This is a genomic window from Segatella sp., from assembly GCF_977051555.1.
Genome location: NZ_CDRSSE010000048.1, coordinates 14182 through 28129, shown reverse-complemented (window position 1 = coordinate 28129; position 13948 = coordinate 14182). Strand labels below are relative to the sequence as shown.

10 protein-coding genes are annotated in these 13948 nt (G+C 43.8%); 5 read left to right on the top strand and 5 right to left on the bottom strand.

What is annotated here, in order from left to right:
* Nucleotides 1–553: 553 nt before the first annotated feature.
* From ACWJAO_RS11010 to ftsZ, 4 genes are all read right to left on the bottom strand, one after another.
* A complete protein-coding gene (locus ACWJAO_RS11010; protein WP_119228871.1) occupies nt 554–808 on the bottom strand; it encodes a hypothetical protein in 255 nt (84 codons plus the stop codon).
* 332 nt (nt 809–1140) lie between these two features.
* Nucleotides 1141–1449: a hypothetical protein gene (locus tag ACWJAO_RS11005; protein ID WP_449140277.1), complete on the bottom strand. Its 309-nt coding sequence runs from the start codon at nt 1447–1449 to the stop codon at nt 1141–1143.
* A 248-nt stretch (nt 1450–1697) separates the two neighbouring features.
* On the bottom strand, nt 1698–2954 hold the full coding sequence (locus ACWJAO_RS11000) for an ATP-binding protein (protein WP_449140276.1): 1257 nt from the start codon (nt 2952–2954) through the stop codon (nt 1698–1700).
* A gap of 150 nt (nt 2955–3104) precedes the next feature.
* Nucleotides 3105–4436: a cell division protein FtsZ gene (gene ftsZ / locus ACWJAO_RS10995; protein ID WP_449140275.1), complete on the bottom strand. Its 1332-nt coding sequence runs from the start codon at nt 4434–4436 to the stop codon at nt 3105–3107.
* A gap of 145 nt (nt 4437–4581) precedes the next feature.
* Between ftsZ and ACWJAO_RS10990 the strand changes: the two genes are divergently transcribed.
* Entirely contained in the window at nt 4582–5175 is a 594-nt protein-coding gene (locus ACWJAO_RS10990; RefSeq protein ID WP_449140274.1) for a hypothetical protein, read from the top strand.
* A gap of 102 nt (nt 5176–5277) precedes the next feature.
* Here ACWJAO_RS10990 and ACWJAO_RS10985 read toward each other — a convergent pair whose 3' ends face one another.
* Complete coding sequence (locus ACWJAO_RS10985) at nt 5278–6483, bottom strand: ATP-binding protein (protein ID WP_022120340.1); 1206 nt, start codon at nt 6481–6483, stop codon at nt 5278–5280.
* Nucleotides 6484–6759: 276 nt separating this feature from the next.
* Between ACWJAO_RS10985 and fldA the strand changes: the two genes are divergently transcribed.
* From fldA to ACWJAO_RS10965, 4 genes are all read left to right on the top strand, one after another.
* The gene (gene fldA, locus ACWJAO_RS10980; RefSeq protein ID WP_317604236.1) at nt 6760–7254 is read left to right on the top strand and encodes a flavodoxin FldA; all 495 of its coding nucleotides are present in this window, start codon (nt 6760–6762) and stop codon (nt 7252–7254) included.
* Nucleotides 7255–7335: 81 nt separating this feature from the next.
* The gene (locus ACWJAO_RS10975) at nt 7336–7689 is read left to right on the top strand and encodes a DUF2023 family protein (RefSeq protein WP_449140273.1); all 354 of its coding nucleotides are present in this window, start codon (nt 7336–7338) and stop codon (nt 7687–7689) included.
* Between the two features lie 260 nt (nt 7690–7949).
* Nucleotides 7950–9329 (top strand): ATP-binding protein, encoded by a 1380-nt coding sequence (locus ACWJAO_RS10970; RefSeq protein ID WP_449140272.1) that lies wholly within the window; start codon nt 7950–7952, stop codon nt 9327–9329.
* A gap of 261 nt (nt 9330–9590) precedes the next feature.
* A complete protein-coding gene (locus tag ACWJAO_RS10965) occupies nt 9591–13946 on the top strand; it encodes a cobaltochelatase subunit CobN (RefSeq protein WP_449140278.1) in 4356 nt (1451 codons plus the stop codon).
* Nucleotides 13947–13948 lie beyond the last annotated feature (2 nt).

The window sequence follows — 13948 nt, the reverse complement described above, 5'->3', positions numbered from 1 at the left end:
TAAGGATTGCGACGGTTGCGAGCATTTGCAGACTCACGCATCTCCTTCGCCTCATTGTCGCCGATTACAACCTCGGCGAACTTTGGCTTGCTGTTTAATTGTTTCTTGCCTTGTACCATAATTTGAATAATTTAAAATCACGGTGCAAAGGTACGAAACTTTATCTAGGCACACAATACGGCATTCACCGAATACTTACGCTATTCTGGGTGCAAAATTTGGAATAAGCCAGATTCCTGAAGCATGGAAAAGTGGCCTTCTCCATGCTTCTATGCTCCATAACAAGGTGAAGAATTTCTACACAATGTATCGATAAAAACGTATCATAGTCTGTTGTTTGTAAATCGTCTGCCAATGGCGGACGATTTACAAGGATAGCCCTCAAATCTTTTGAGAATTATAGTCCCAACTCTTTTAGCATTTTCTTTATGACATCAGTCTTGATGGTTGAGAATTCTGATTTGTCATAGATTTCTATCAACCATACTTCACCTGTATTCTCATCTACTAATGTTGTATATGTGATAATTCGAAATGAGGAGTTGTTTCAATATTATAGCTCATCGAAAAGTTCGTCTGCGGATTTTGCTTTCAATTTACCCTCCTTTATCATTTTTACTTCACGTAGTCCTTGACAAATTCCTTCGGTTCTGTCAATTGACTGCTGAGGAATTATTTCAAACAGAATCGTTTCCAAATAATTGCTGAGGCTTCTGTTGTCTCTTTTAGCATTGCTCTTTAGAATATTGAGCAAATCCGTATCTATTCTTATAGAAGCGGAAGATTTTGTTTTTATTGTTGTACTCATATTACTTACATTTTAATTATATGTGTGCAAATATAGTGCAAAAGATTATAACTTCCAAAGTTTTTTGCTTTTTTTTAATTGAATTAAACTTTTGAGTTCTTTCTTTAGCTTACTCTTTTGAAATCTATGTATATGCTGCTGCATTCAAAAAGCGCAGAATCCTGCCGGCATCACTGCCAGCAGGATTCACTTTCAAAAACCGAACCTAAAATTCTACCTTGTAATTTCTATCTATGCAATATCTATTGTAACCTGAATAAGTCTAATTACCTTTTTTAAAAACTAAATCCTATTATATGAATAACGCTGCAAAATGAACTGTTCTTTATCTTTTACTCAGCAGTTGTCTGCTGCTCTGTAGCCTGCTGCTCAGTTGCCTCCTGCTGGGTTGTTTCCTCCTGTGGAGTTTCCTGAACTTTAGCTGGTTCTTCTGTCTGAGCATTCTCCTGCTTTGTAGAATCCTCAACGTCTGCCTGTGGCTGGATAGGAGTACCTGTTGCCAATGTATCTGCTGGTGTTTCTGGAGCTACGGTATCAACTGGTGCTACCTCTGAATTATTTACCATTTTGCTTGATGCAAAAACGTTGCTTACTGAAACCATTACCATAGCTGCGATAGCTGCAAAAACGAACTTCTTCATAATCTTATCTTTTTAAAATTGTTACTATTTATTGTTATTTACTTTCTTTGTGGATTCATTGTCGAACCCGCTATTCATAGTTACAATCGGTGTGCCAAAAAGATGAAGAAAATGGCTCTGTGCTGATAGTCAGTAGTTTATGTAAAATGTGCCAAAGAAGGATGGTGTGGAAAATGAGGAAAGTATGTGGAAACATTCCCCAAAAAACTGGGGAATGCATTCCGGGTATTTATCTATAACTTTATTCTCTATAGTTGGTTCAAGCAATTTTCGTCCATCAGAAAATCAAGTAAACCAATGGTAAGAATGCCATTTTCATCTCTCCATGGTTTAATGTCATCCTTCACAACTATGACTTTCTTAAAAGTATCATTGATTTTAAGGAGAGAAGCAGTTTCCTGTTTTCTTTTCTCTTCATCAGGTAAGGCTAGTGCTGACTGTATATAGTACCGTAAGCTACCTTCATTTACCACAAAGTCAACCTCTAACTGTTTGCGCTGCCATTTACCATCTTTGTCAATAAAGCGTTGTTCTATCATACCCACATCAACTTTGCAGCCACGACGTCGCAACTCATTATACAGAATATTCTCCATGATGTGAGTTCCCTCCTGTTGGCGCAATCCGAGTAGCGCATTTCTTATCCCCATATCAGAAAAATAGTATTTAGCTAAACTGCCAATATATTTTTTCCCCTTTATGTCATAACGAATAGCCTTTTCTATGATAAAAGCATCTTGCATATAGCCCAAATAGCGATCTATCGTTACAGAAGTGATGTTTACCTTCTTTACGCTTTTAAAGGTGTTGGACAATTTTGATGGATTCGTAGGCGCACCAATCCCTGAGGCAATAATGCGTACTAGTTCCTCAAATTCAGCTCTGTTCTTAATCTTGTTTCGTTCTATAACATCGATTAAGTAAACACTTTCAAACAAATTGGTCAGATAATCGAGTTTCTTCTTCTCTGTTTCTAATGATAATACTTGAGGAAGCCCACCATAGGTATAATAATCTTTCCAAGCATCCCTAGGGGTCTGACCGGTTCCTTCGCAATACTCTGACAGTGATAAGGGATAGAGACGAATTTCATCGCCGCGTCCTCTGAATTCCGTGATGATGTCGCTGGATAAGAATTTAGAATTACTTCCGGTCACATACATATCGGCATTGTCTATTCTCAGAAGACTATTCAATACTTCTTCAAAACGAGGTACTAGCTGCACTTCATCCAAAAGGATATAATATAAATCGCTATCTATCATACTTGCCTTGATGTTTCTGTAGAGGCGAAGAGGGTCACGTAATTCGGCATTCTCAATATCATCTAATGCGATTCGGATAATATGATCATCGGCTACACCTGTCGCTATCAAGTGCTGTCGAAAGAGTGTGAAAAGTAAGTATGACTTTCCACATCGTCTAATTCCTGTGATAATCTTTATCAACCCATTCTGTTTTCCATCTATGAGTTGCTGTAAATAGAAGTTTCTTTTTATCTGCATATTATTTTTCTTTGCGAAGTTTTTTTGGCAATATTGCCACTTTTTCTTCGCAAAGATACGCTTTTTTTCTCAAATATAAGAATTCTGTGAAGATTTTTTGGCAATATTGCCATTTTTTTCTTCACAGAGTGTGTTTGCATCAGCAAAAAGCTATTCATCTTCCGTGATGATGTCTAAATCTTTGGCTAATTTCTTCAGTCTGTCTCTTATCCTCTTCGACAAGGTTGGTGGCTCTTGCTGGACGACAGGCTCTTGGGGCTCTTCTTCTATGACTGGAGGTTCTTCAGTCGGAGCATCGGGGGTGAGTGGGGCTGGCTCCTCATTAGGGATGTCTGTAGATTCTGTGTTTGATGGCTCTGCTGGAATATCCTCTTCTGGGGGATCTGCCTTCTTTTGAGATTGGAAATTGTCACGTATCGGATGATAAAGCTTATCGATAATTCTCTGGTAATCATCTTCATCCTTGGTGGTTGTGACAGGATTGTCCTGAATTTCATCTGCCAGCTCGTTGTTGAGACCTGTTGCCAGAATGGTGACTTTGGCATCCTCATCCAGACTGTCATCATCTGAAAGACCCCAAATAACCTTGATGTCAGGATTCAATTCATCGAAGAAGGCATCTATCTCTCGCATTTCCCTAACGAAGATAGGGTGCTTGCTGGAGGTATAGATGTTGAAGAGGATGCGCTGGGCATTGCTGATGTCGCTGCCGTAGAGCAATGGGGAATCCAAGGCGTTGAGGATGGCATTCTGAACTCTGCCTTCTCCGCTCGCCCTGCCCATCGCCATGATGGCACCGCCGCCGCTCTTGATGGTGGTCTCGATGTCACGGAAGTCGAGATTGATGGTTCCTTCTACGGTAATCAGCTCTGAGATGCTCTTGGTGGCATCGCTCAGCACCTTGTCTGCCAGCTTGAAGGCATCCTTTACGGTAATTTCAGAATCGGCATATACATCGCAAAGTCGCTCGTTGTTGACAATGAGCAGGGCATCTACGTTCTTACGCATCTCTTCTACACCCTGCAGGGCCTTCACGATTTTCTTACGCTTTTCAAAATAGAATGGGATGGTGATGATGCCCACTGTCAGGATGCCCATGCTTTTGGCGATGCCGGCGATGACAGGGGCTGCTCCTGTGCCGGTACCGCCACCCATGCCGGCTGTAACGAATGCCATCTTGGTTCCGTCATCCAGCAGCCGCTTGATGTCTTCCTGGGTGTTCTGCGCTTCGCTTCTTCCAACTTCAGGGTTAGCACCTGCTCCCAAACCGCTCTTTCCGAGCATGATTTTTACAGGCACAGGTGATTTGGATAGCGACTGGCTATCCGTATTGCAAACGGCAAAGCTCACATTTACAATACCTTCTGAGTACATGTTCTTAACGGCATTACATCCGCCACCACCCACACCTATCACCTTGATGATATTCTTGGTGGTGTCTTCAGTCTGTCCGAAATCTATAGGGGTCCATTCTTCTGTCATCTTATCTATATTTCTATTTTGGGCACAAAGATAATAAAAAAGGAGTAATTATACAATAATAAAAGAAACGCAAGGCTTGCGAAAGAAGTTTTTTTGATGAAGAGAAACGTTTTTTTCCTATTCTTTTTGTATTTTTGCATCCGGTATGCAGACAGAACAGGAAAATAGGAGTGTCGAGGAGAAAGCTGCTTTGATAAAAACGCTTTCCTCCCAACTTTTGGCAGAAGGAAAAACTGACCTTTTGCTGAAAGCTATCGGTGTGCCCGTATTGGAGCAGCTTCGTATTGAGGCAGCAAGAGCTACTCTCAGCCCATTGGTCATTACTGAGGATTATCGCTTCCTGTTGCCTGAGTTTGGTAATAAAGAGGTACAGCTCAGTCCTATCCACAAGGCGCTCTATCTGCTCTTCCTGAACCATCCGGAAGGTATTGAATTCAAGAATCTGGTAGATTATCGGGAAGAACTTCTTCAACTTTATCAGAAGATAGGGAATAGAATAGATATGGATAAGATTACCGAGACTGTGAACCGTCTGGTGAATCCGCTTGATAATGCGATAAACGAGAAGTGTTCCCGTATCAAGGCAGCCTTTTCTGATTTGATGGATGAGTATCAGGCTGACTATTATATCATCAACAGTCATGTGAAGCGACATCAGGGAAGTTCTATGAAACTGTGGTTTGAGAGGTTGAAAATCATCAACCTCCCAAGAGAATTGGTTGTTTATCAATGTTCTTGATGTTTGCTCTCACCTTATTTAAAGCCTATCGCTGCAAAATCTTTCATAGAATTATCATTTTTGTACCTTATATATTATGGTGTTACTCTGAGGAAATATAGGCTATCCTATTTCTCCCATCAACCATCTTAGGGCATTGATTCTCTTGATACCGTTGTAATCGGCAGTAGGGTCTTCATCAAGTGTAAGGATATATTTAGGATATTGGTCATTGATCTGCTGCAGAGATGCCAATTCACGTTTTAAGGTAGTCTCATCTCTAACGGTAGCAGCTACCTGATAATACGTGATATTGTTTTCATCAATCGCTACAAAATCTACTTCCAGATTATCCATCTTTCCTATATATACTTTCTGCTGGCGATGGAGTAGTTCCAGATAAACGATGTTCTCCAGGATGCGGCCGGCATCGAATGAGCGGGAACCTAGGAGCATTCTTCTCAAACCGATATCTACTAGATAATATTTACCCAATGTCTTGAGCAGCTGCTTACCCTTGATGTTGTATCTTTTGGTTTCATATACGAAGAAGGTTTCACAGAGTGCGGTCAGATATCGTTCTACGGTTTTCTGGTCTATTTTCCTTCCATCGGCAGTCATGATGTCGGCTATGCGCTTGGTGGATAGGATGTTGCCGATATTGTCTGCTGTGAAACGGATAACGCTTTCCAGCATCATGACATCGGGTAACTTCTTCCTGCTCATAATATCCTTTACTACAATGGTGTTATATACGCCATTCAGGTAGTCGCTGATTTCTGCGGGAGTATCCAGTTCAAGGGTATATGGAAAACTGCTCCTTGTGATGTAGTCTGTATAGGCTTTGGGAAGATTGTCGGTTCCTCCGATACCTTCAACATACTCTCTGAATGAAAGGGGAAGCATTGCGATTTCCACATATCTTCCGGATAGTAACGTGGCGATTTCGCTTGACAGCATATAGGCATTCGACCCCGTAATATAGAGATCTACTGTTGGCTTCAGGTTGAGGCTGTTGATGATGTCTGGGAAATCTTCCACATGTTGTATCTCATCAAAGAAGATGTAAGTCATCTTGTCTTGATGAATTAATGGCTTGATATAAGCGTATAAGTTATGTGGATTACGAAGCTCATAGAAGTCGTAATCCTCGAAATTGAGATAGATGATTTGGTCGGCACTGACACCTTGCCTCTTAAGCCAGTCACGATAAATCTCCATAATGGTGGATTTACCGCAACGGCGAATGCCGGTTATCACTTTGATAAGAGACTTGTCTTTGAAAGCGATCAGTTTATTGAGATATTCCGTTCTTTCTATTCGTTTCATATCATTTCATTGCTCTTTGATTATATATTTGCTGCGAAGATACTATTTTTTTAGGATAAATCATCCTAAAAGTAGAATATTTAAGAAAGTTTTAGGATGAATCGTCCTAAAACTTTTGAAATTAGAGAAGTTTTAGGATAAATCGTCCTAAAACTTTTTGTCTATCCCCATATTTAGGTATTTCTGCGAAACCATCATTTTTAGGTATTGCAGATGATGGAAAAAGGATGTATCTTTGCACCCGAAAATAAATGTAACTAAAAGTAAGATAGACAAATGAAAACAACAATCGTAATTTATGGCTCTTCTACTGGCTCATGCCAGTCGATTGCCGAAACCATCGCCTCTAAGTTGGGCGTGGAAGCTGTAGATGTAGCTAACATCGATGATGCTACTATCACAAGTCATGAGAATCTTCTTCTCGGTACTTCTACCTGGGGTGCCGGCGAGATGCAGGATGACTGGTATGATGGTGTGAAAACACTGAAGAGTGCCGGCTTGGCTGGCAAGACCGTAGCCCTGTTCGGTTGTGGCGACAGCGAGTCTTATCCTGATACATTCTGTGGCGGCATGAAGGAACTCTATGATGCGGCAGTTGAGGCTGGTGCTACCGTATTGCCTGGTGTTTCTACAGACGGATACACCTATGATGACAGTGAGGCAATTGAGGACGACAAGTTCCTGGGACTCGCACTCGATGAGGTGAACGAGGACGACAAGACTGAGGAGCGTATCGATGCCTGGCTTGAGGCAATCAAACCATCGCTATAATTTAAAAAAAATATTTTTCAAGAATTGGAGAATGGCAGCATTCTCTGATTCTTGGTTAAAAAACAGATAAATTCGGATAGTATGCAGCAGGAAATCGCAACACCAGTAGATTTGAAGGTTCTGATGAATCATATATATGAATATAAGAAGGGCGTGCGCCGCCTGGTGCTCTACACCTTCAACAAGAAATATGAGTCTTTTGCCATAACAAGATTAGAGCGTCAGAACATTGATTATATCATCCAGCCGGTTGGTAACGACCGATTGAATCTCTTCTTTGGTAAGAAGGAATGCCTGGATGCTATCCGCATGATAATCACCAAACCGTTATGCCAGCTTTCGCCGGAGGAGGATTTCATCCTGGGTGCCATGCTGGGATATGACATCTGTGCCCAATGCGAACGCTATTGTGAGCGGAAGAAGAAGGTTTGCTAAGCTTTTCTTTCATCATCGTAATGTTTTATGTTTATAAGTAGAAAGAGCGTGATTGCCGTAATGGTGATTACGCTCTTTCTGCATATTTCGGAATAATTCCTCTTTTTACTCCTTATTTTGACGGAATAATTCCTCTTTTTATCCCCTATTTTAACAGAATAATTCCTCTTTTTGAGGGCTAAAATGAAAGAAAAAGTCCTAAAAGTTTGTGTAATTAACTGAAAATGAGTATATTTGTATCGGATTTAAATGAGAAGCTTATGTTAGAACGTAAATTTGCAGATAATTTGGAGAATTTCCTCCTTCATGAACCTCGGAAGATTCTGCTTGTCAATGGTGCAAGGCAGATAGGGAAGTCGTATCTGATAAGATATGTGGGAAAGAAACTTTTCAAGCATTTTGTAGAAATAAATCTCAAGGCAGACCAAGAGGGAGATGGCATCTTTAAAACAGTAAAGAGCAAGGAAGACTTTTACTTGCAGTTGGGTGCCATGGCAGGTAACAATCTCGGAAGTAAGGATGATACCTTGGTGTTTCTTGATGAAATACAGAGTTATCCTCACCTGATGACTATGCTTAAGTTTCTCAACGAGGATGGTAAATACCGATATGTGGCAAGTGGCTCCCAACTGGGTGTCGCCTTGTCGCAAACCCCTTCTGTGCCTATTGGCAGTATCGCTATCCAACAGATGTATCCTCTCGATTTCGAGGAATTCTTGTGGGCGATGGGTTGTGGAAAGAAGGCGATAGAGAGCATGCGACAGAGTTTTCTGGATAAGAAAGCCTTGAATGAGTCGATGCATAACTATATGCTCCAGCAGTTTAAAATTTATCTGCTCGTGGGAGGAATGCCTGATGCTGTCAATAAGTTTCTTGAAAATAGAAATATGGCTCAAGTGCGCAGTATTCAGCGGGATATTCATGCGCTTTATAAGATAGATGCATCGCAGTATGATGATGAGCGCAAGCTTGTTATCAGAAAGATATATGATATGATTCCTTCGAATATGGAAAATAAGAAAAAGCGTATCATCGTAAAGAATATCGAAGGCTTGAAAGCGCATAAGCAGTTTAGCGACTATGCTGAGGAATTTGAGTATCTTACGAATTCTGGAGTAGCTTTGTCGGTGCAGGCTATCAGCAATCCGAGTTTTCCGCTGATAGAGTCGGAGAGCAAGAATTTGCTGAAGCTCTATATGAATGATGTGGGGTTACTGACCAGTATTCTTTATGGTACGAATATTAATGCCGTGTTGAGGGATGAGCGGAGTGTGAATCTGGGTGCTGTATATGAGTCGGTCATAGCTCAGGAATTTCATGCCCATGGTTATGTGCTTCATTATTATGATAACAAGCAGAAAGGTGAGGTGGATTATCTGATAGATGATTACAGAAACCTGACAGTCTTGCCTGTGGAAATCAAGTCGGGTAAGGATTATACAGTGCATAGTGCACTTGATAAGTTCCTGGATACCCCGGAATATCATATTCATGAGGCTGTGGTGCTGAGCAACGAGCAGAAGGTTTATACGGAAAACGGAATCACTTATATGCCTATATATTATTGTATGTTCTTTAGCAACAAGATAGAAGATGAGGCTGATCTGGTAATTCCTGATATTCAGATGCCAAGTCTGTAAATATATGAGAGGGTGTGTCATTGGTTTATGGCACACCCTCTTCTTTCCGGTTTATTGAACGTTTCCATCTCCTTCAACCTGAAAATACTACTTACTTATCAGTATTGACTACATCTGTGCGTTTAATCTGATACCTATTTCTAAGTATAAAAAATGTGAAAATCGCAATTTCTCGGTATTGTACAATTTCTAAAAAAGCCTTATCTTTGCAACCCGAAAAAAAGAATAGATATGAAAAAAAAATTAGGAAAAATCAGAAAGATTAAAAAGAAACACATCTTCCTGGCCTTGTTGGCTGTGATCGTTCTGGGAGGGTTGGCGAAGGCTTACTCTGCCTGGGTGGGTACTACCCGCATCGCTTTCCTCAACTATCAGGCTATTGAGCTGGGACAGATTTCGCATGCCAACGACAATGCGATGATTAAACTGAGTGAGATTACGACAGATGATTTCGATCATCTGGATGATTATGATATGATTATCGTGAATGGTATGGGACTCCGAATTGATGAGAACCAGCGCAAGCAGTTGGAAGAGGCTTCCTACAAGGTGCCAACCCTGACTCATGCTGCTACCAACCCAGCCAACAATATCGTATCGGTAGATAACTTCGATGCAGATTATCTGATGCAGTACATCGAGAACGGCAGTAAGAAGAATTATCACAGTATGCTCGCTTACATCCGTAAGTTTATCGACGGAAAGAAGTTCATGGCTCCAGAACCGGAACGTGTGGATGAGCGACCAGACTATCTCCTGACTCATTTCGACCCGAAGGATGAAAAGGGTGATGAACTGGGTTTCAACAGCATCCGTGAGTACAATGCCTTCCTGGCGAAGAACGGATTATATAAGAAAGGTGCTCCTACCATCTTGCTCACCGGTTTTATGGGTGCGGCTCCTGATATGGAGAAGGCTTTCGAGAAGAAGGGATTCATGGTGTATCGCATCAACCAGCTGCAGAGCTTTATCGCCGGTCATCATGCCGACAGTATCCAGGCGAATGCCGTAGTAAATATGGCGCATGGCAGACTGGGCGATTACTTCGTTGAGTTCCTGAAGCAGAAGAATATTCCACTGTTCTCACCTCTTAATATCAATCGCTTGACCACTGAGTGGGAGAACGACAAGCAGGGAATGAACGGCGGTTTCATGTCGCAGAGCATCGTGACTCCGGAGATTGATGGTGCCATCCGTCCATACGTGGTTTTCGGTCAGCGCATCAACAAGGAGGGCTTGCAGGAGGTTTACGGCATCCCAGACAGAATGGAGAGTTTCGTAGAGAGCGTGCAGGGCTATGTGAATCTGAAGAACAAGAAGAACAGCAACAAGCGCATCGCCATCTTCTACTTCAAGGGTCCGGGGCAGAATGCACTTACCGCTTCGGGAATGGAAGTGGTTCCATCGCTCTACAATCTCCTGGTTCGCTTGAAGAATGAGGGATATAATGTAGGCAAGTTACCAGCCAATCCTCAGGAACTGGCAAAGATGATCCAGGCTCAGGGTGCCGTCTTCGGAACCTATGCGGAGGGTGCTTATACCCAGTTCCTGAAGTCTGGACATCCAGCCCTGGTAACCGCCCAGCAGTTTGCCGGATGGACCCAGAAGGCTTTGTCTAAGAAGATGATCAAGGAGATGAATCAGCTCTATGGTTCCTTCCCTGGCAAATATATGGCTACCGATGACGGTAAGTTGGCGGTGGCAAGACTGCAGTTTGGTAATGTGGCTCTGCTTCCACAGGTGATGGCAGGCGTGGGAGGCGACTCCTTCAAGATTGTGCATGGCACCGACCAGGCACCTCCTTACACCTATGTTGCCTCTTATCTCTGGGCACGTTATGGTTTCAGTGCCGATGCGCTCATCCATTTCGGAACCCACGGTTCGCTGGAATATACCCCGAGAAAGCAGGTGGCACTCGACAGCAACGACTGGAGTGACCGATTGGTTGGTGTGGTTCCACATCTTTATATATATACCATCGGCAATGTAGGCGAGGCGATGATTGCCAAGCGCCGCACCTATGCCCAGACCCAGAGCTATCTCACTCCTCCTTTCAAGGAGAGCGAGTTGCGACAGACCTACAAGCAGTTGAGTGATGCCATTCAGTCATACGAGAAGAAGGCATCTACCGAACAGTCGCTCAAGGTGAAGGCACTGACCGTGAAGATGGGAATCGCCCGAGAACTGGGACTCGATGCCAAGCAGATGAACAAGCCTTATTCTGCAGATGAAATCGCGAGAGTAGAGAACTTTGCGGAAGAGTTGGCAAACGAGAAGATTACCGGCAAGCTCTATACTCTGGGTGTGCCATACGATAATGATGATGTCCGCACCAGTGTCTATGCGATGGCTACAGATCCTATTGCCTACGGAATGTTGGCAGTAGATAAGTTGAAAGGTCGTGCTCAGGAGGGTGTGGAGAAGCACAAGCAGCTTTTCGACCGTCTCTATCTGAGCAAGGCACGCAATACCGTGACCCAGCTTCTGGGTTCTGCCTCGGTTTCTGATGAATACATCTGCCGTTATGTAGGAATCACTCCTGCCGAACTCCAGATGGCTCGTAAGGTAGAGGCGATGCAGGCTGCTCCAGATCCTATCCAGATGATGATGCAGATGGCAGACCAGATGGGTGGAGCGAAGGAGGCGAAGCCGAAGAGGGTGGACCACCGTACGGTAAGCGAACTCCGTGCAGCCAAGGTTTCTCATAAGAAGAAGGTTCCGCAGATGAGTCGTGAGGCTTTTGAGAAGATGGAGCAGACCGGTCACTTCCCTGACAAGATGATGGAAGCCATCAAGAAGGGACAGAAATGGTATCAAGAGGATTTGAAGAAGGCGAAGATGGCGAAAGCCGGCAAGGCGTCTCAAAAATCTTCTAAAGATAAGGGTATGATGATGTCGAAAGCACCTAAATATACCCGTCAGCAGATTCAGCTGGCTCAGGCGATTACTACCGTAGAGCATGCCTTGCAGAATGTGGGCAAGTATTCGGAGGCGCTCCGTCAGAGTCCGCTCAACGAGATGTCTTCTCTGATGAATGCCCTGAATGGCGGCTTTACCGCTCCATCTCCTGGTGGTGATCTGATTGTGAATCCGAACACCCTTCCTACTGGTAGAAACCTCTTCTCCATCAATGTGGAGAATACGCCATCGGAGGATGCCTGGGAGAAGGCGAAGGAACTTTGCGACAATACCATCAAGATGTATTGTGAGCGACATAAGGGTGAATATCCTCGTAAGGTGAGCTACACGCTCTGGAGCAGCGAGTTTATCGAAACAGAGGGTGCTACCATCGCTCAGATTCTCTATATGCTCGGTGTAGAACCGGTAAGAGATGCCTTCGGTCGTGTTACCGATCTGCGTCTCATCCCATCCAAGCAGTTGGGCCGTCCTCGCATCGATGTCGTGGTTCAGACTTCCGGTCAGCTCCGCGACCTGGCTGCATCCCGTCTCTTCCTCATCAACAAGGCGATAGAGATGGCGGCAAATGCCAAGGGTGACAAGTACGACAACCTGGTGAAAGCCGGTGTTGCCGAATCCGAAAGAGTGCTCGTAGAGAAGGGCATGTCGCCAAAGGAGGCCCGCGAGGTGAGTATGTATCGAGTGTTTGGTGGCGTAAACGGCAACTATGGCACCGGTATCCAGGAGATGGTAACCGCAGGCGACCGCTGGGATAAGGAGAGTCAGATTGCCGAGGTCTATATGAACAATATGGGTGCCTTCTATGGTGATGAGAAAAACTGGGAGACTTTTCGCAAGGCCGCTTTCGAGGCAGCGCTGACCCGTACTGATGTGGTAGTTCAGCCACGACAGAGCAACACTTGGGGTGCCTTGAGTCTCGACCACGTATATGAATTCATGGGAGGTATGAACCTCGCAGTGCGCAACGTAACCGGTAAGGATCCGGATGCTTATCTCGCCGACTATCGCAACCATAGCAATATGAGAATGCAGGAGGTGAAGGAGGCTATCGGCATCGAGAGCAGAACCACCATCTTCAATCCGGTCTATATCAAGGAGAAGATGAAGGGTGGAGCCAGCAGTGCCAGCACATTCGCAGAAATCGTAACCAATACCTACGGCTGGAATGTGATGAAGCCAAAGGCAATCGACAAGGAGATGTGGGACGAGATATATAATGTATATGTCAAGGACAAGTACCATCTCGGCACCAAGGAGTTCTTCGACAAGCAGAATCCGGCTGCGCTGATGGAGATGACCGCCGTAATGATGGAGAGTGCCCGCAAGGGAATGTGGAAGGCTACTCCTCAGCAGCTCAAGGACATCGCCAAGCTTCATACCGAGACCGTGAACAAGTATAAGCCTTCATGCTCTGGTTTCGTTTGTAACAATGCCAAGCTCCGCAACTATATCGCCAGCAAGACCGATGCTGCTTCTGCCAAGGAATATCAGCAGAATGTAGAGCAGATCCGCGATGCTGAGGCTGCAAAGAACAGCAGCGACAAGGGTATGGTGATGAAGAAAGAGACGCTGAACGAGGACGCTCAGAAGACCACCACTGTAGTGAGCGGCATCGTAGTAGGTGTCATCGTCATCGTAGCGTTCGTTGTGCTCGCGATTTATTTGCGACGTCGTCGCAAAATGATGAGTGAAGAATAATT

Coding starts and splice junctions, on each gene's coding strand:
- ACWJAO_RS11000 (WP_449140276.1), bottom strand. CDS start 2,954: ATGCAGATAAAAAGAAACTTCTATTTACAGCAACTCATAGATGGAAAA.
- fldA (WP_317604236.1), top strand. CDS start 6,760: ATGAAAACAACAATCGTAATTTATGGCTCTTCTACTGGCTCATGCCAG.
- ACWJAO_RS10975 (WP_449140273.1), top strand. CDS start 7,336: ATGCAGCAGGAAATCGCAACACCAGTAGATTTGAAGGTTCTGATGAAT.
- ACWJAO_RS11010 (WP_119228871.1), bottom strand. CDS start 808: ATGAGTACAACAATAAAAACAAAATCTTCCGCTTCTATAAGAATAGAT.
- ftsZ (WP_449140275.1), bottom strand. CDS start 4,436: ATGACAGAAGAATGGACCCCTATAGATTTCGGACAGACTGAAGACACC.
- ACWJAO_RS10985 (WP_022120340.1), bottom strand. CDS start 6,483: ATGAAACGAATAGAAAGAACGGAATATCTCAATAAACTGATCGCTTTC.
- ACWJAO_RS10990 (WP_449140274.1), top strand. CDS start 4,582: ATGCAGACAGAACAGGAAAATAGGAGTGTCGAGGAGAAAGCTGCTTTG.
- ACWJAO_RS11005 (WP_449140277.1), bottom strand. CDS start 1,449: ATGAAGAAGTTCGTTTTTGCAGCTATCGCAGCTATGGTAATGGTTTCA.
- ACWJAO_RS10970 (WP_449140272.1), top strand. CDS start 7,950: ATGTTAGAACGTAAATTTGCAGATAATTTGGAGAATTTCCTCCTTCAT.